The organism is Variovorax sp. GrIS 2.14 (assembly GCF_046115955.1).
Lineage (GTDB): Bacteria > Pseudomonadota > Gammaproteobacteria > Burkholderiales > Burkholderiaceae_C > Variovorax.
This window is the reverse complement of the sequence record NZ_JBJXIA010000072.1, coordinates 1-2858: the sequence shown is the minus strand read 5'-3', so window position 1 is coordinate 2858 and position 2858 is coordinate 1. Positions and strand designations below refer to the sequence as shown.

The window sequence follows — 2858 nt, the reverse complement described above, 5'->3', positions numbered from 1 at the left end:
ACAGGCCGGATATAAGACTGCAGCCCTGCCTCCTGAATCTTCACACATACGAGTTCTTGCAATCCGGGAGGCGCCCATATAAGCGTCTCCCTAGTTGCGGTACAGCTTAAATCGACAACCGGAGATGACGGATACGCGGTGCCTTTGCGCAACAGAGCCGCCACTACGGGGATGGCGGCCAACTGTCGTCACGTGGCGGCTTCCTGGCGTGGTGGGCCACACGCATCGATGCGAGAGTCGGCGACGTCTGCTGCCTGGCCAATCTCAACCCGTTTCATTCACAGGGAACCGCATAATGGAAATGATGAAAGTTGACCCGGAACTAGTGCGAAAACTGCGCGAGGAGCGGGCGTGGTCTCAGGAGCAACTTGCCGCGGTAGCAGGCCTGAGCTTGCGTACGGTCCAGCGCGTTGAATCTGACGCCAACGCGTCCGCAGAGACAAGAATGTCGCTCGCGAGCGCTTTCGGGGTCGAGTTGGAGAGTCTCAAGCCGACCGGTCCTGCGACCGCTGAACCTCCTCCTTCCTCGCCCGTCCAGGGTGTACCGGTGGCGGCCTCTTCCAATCAGCCTGTCCCTGTAAAAAAGCTCTCCTACCTGTACTACCGCTTGCTGCGGTTCCTGGTCATCGTCGGCCTGCTGGTCGGGTTCGACGTCTATGAGACGGGTAGCGTCACTTGGTCTAGGTGGATTCTCGTGTTCGGGGTCGCCCTATGCGGGCTGCGCGTCATCAAGGCTCAGTTCGTGGATCCCGAAGAGTTACGCCGCCGCCGATCAGTCTCGCGGAATGTCTAAGGCCGGACATTTTTATGCAACCGCACTTGCCAACGGCGGTCACCATAAAACCCGCCCAGGAGTTTGAAGCTCAACAATCGGTGAGTAAGCAGGCCTGGGTGGCAAGCCCGCAACTCGCAAGTGCGGGCGCCCGCAACGTGGGCTTGGATGCCCTCCGTGCCAGTCTGACGCTTCTGGTGGTGATGCATCACACCGCCATTACCTACGGGGCGATCGGTGGCTGGTTCTATCGCGAAGTGTCCACCGACCGCTCCCTGTCCTCCACCCTGCTGGTCTATTTCTGCACGGTCAATCAGGCTTTCTTCATGGGCCTGTTCTTTCTGCTTGCGGGGTATCTCACGCCCGGTGCTGTGGAGCGACACGGGACGCGTCGCTACGCAATAGATAGGTTTAAGCGGCTCGGCTTGCCGCTCCTGTTTTTTGGCTGGCTCCTCGGACCCGTAACGATCGCAATGGCACAAACGGCTCGCGGCCACGCGTTCGCCGATACCTTGGTGAAGCTGTTGCGCGACGGGACATTTGAGAATGGCCCACTGTGGTTCGCACAGGCATTACTCATCTTCGCTTGTGTCGCGATGCTCTGGTTGAAACTGACGCCGCGTCTCCAACAACTGTGGCCGGGCCAGGGCGAAATAGCGCCCTGGCCTTCAAATGTCGCGATGCTCGGAGCGGCAACAGTCACCGGGGCAGTCGCGCTGGTATTGCGCGTATTCTGGCCAGTCGGTGTGAACGTCTGGGGCTTGCAACTCGGGTATTTTTCGAGCTACGTGGTTCTGTTCGCCTTCGGTTGCTTTGCGGCACGGCACCATTGGCTTGAGTTCTTGCCGGCAGACAAGGTGCGCACCTGGTGGCGCGTGGCGCTCCTCGCGTTGCCGACACTGCCAATCGTCTATTTCCTTGGTCGCGCTGTGCCGGGGCTCCGCGAACCGGTATTGGGCTACGTTTATGCCTTTTGGGAGCCGATCGTTGCCTGGGGAGTGATTTTGAAATTGCTCTGGGAGTTCCAACGGAAATTCACCGTCTTGGACGGTCTGTGGAAATCTTTGGTGCGCCGCGCATATACGATCTTCATCATTCATCCGCCTGTGTTGGTGGCGGTGGCTTTGGCGTGGCGCGGCGTTCCGACCAATGGCTTGGTGAAGTTTGCGGTGACGGGCACGGTGACCTGCGCACTGTGCTTCATCTTCGCTGGATGGCTGCTGCGAGTGCCGGCGCTGCGAAAAATTCTCTGACGATCGATCTCAAACTCGGGTCCAAAGACCGTTTACCGTTCTTTGCGATCCGAATTCTGAGCGCTAAATCTTTGGCATCGCGGTCGCCATATTCGGGCTTAGGCGTTTCCGCAACACCATGTTTTTTCCTTCGTTGCGTTTAGATACTTGTTGTGACAGTGCGCGGTCGGGCAACCGCTTCAAACGCATAGCCGGACAAAAAAACAAATAAAGCAACTTTCGATGGCGCTGTAGATAGCGCCAATCGATCCCAGACAGGATCATGAATGGCTACGGGTTTCCAAAAAGGTTTTTTGGGCTACGTCAAGGGCATCGCTCTGGCAGGTTTCGTCGCGTTGAGCGGCTGTGGTGGGGGTGGCAGCGGGGGTGGTGCTTTTTTGCCGATTCTGCCCGCTACGCCCAATGCACCAACAACGGTCACGCTGACGGCCATTGAAATCAACCCGGTCAATCCGATCGTCGCAGCAGGCACTTCGTCAAAACTCGCCGCAACTGCAATTTACAGCGACAGCACTCACGCCGATGTGACTGCGCAGGTCGCCTGGGCATCGTCGGATGCGACGGTGGCAACGGTCGCACAAACCACAGGCCTCACGACTGGCGTGGCCACTGGCAAGGCAATGGTGACCGCCAGCCTGGCCGGTCAAAGTGGAACCACTAGCGTCACTGTGACCCCGGCAAAGGTCGTGAGCATTGCGATTTCGCCCGGCAGCACTGCGATTGCTGCGGGAACGCAGGTGTCCGCGCCGACGCGAATTTGAGCCAGGCGCCGATATTTGAATGAGCCGGGAGATTTGAGCCGAAAGCCAAGCCTAGCGACAATTCCAGTGCCA

3 protein-coding genes are annotated in these 2858 nt (G+C 58.6%); all 3 read left to right on the top strand.

Annotation, left to right across the window (positions count from 1 at the left end):
- Window positions 1-295 precede the first annotated feature (295 nt).
- The 3 genes from RCH10_RS27390 to RCH10_RS27380 all read left to right on the top strand — a co-directional run bounded on the left by RCH10_RS27390 (window position 296) and on the right by RCH10_RS27380 (window position 2786).
- Entirely contained in the window at window positions 296-793 is a 498-nt protein-coding gene (locus tag RCH10_RS27390; RefSeq protein WP_323499601.1) for a helix-turn-helix domain-containing protein, read from the top strand.
- A 14-nt stretch (window positions 794-807) separates the two neighbouring features.
- Window positions 808-2025, top strand: coding sequence for an acyltransferase family protein (locus RCH10_RS27385; RefSeq protein WP_409054815.1), 1218 nt, complete (start codon window positions 808-810; stop codon window positions 2023-2025).
- 266 nt (window positions 2026-2291) lie between these two features.
- Entirely contained in the window at window positions 2292-2786 is a 495-nt protein-coding gene (locus RCH10_RS27380; protein ID WP_409054814.1) for an Ig-like domain-containing protein, read from the top strand.
- Window positions 2787-2858 lie beyond the last annotated feature (72 nt).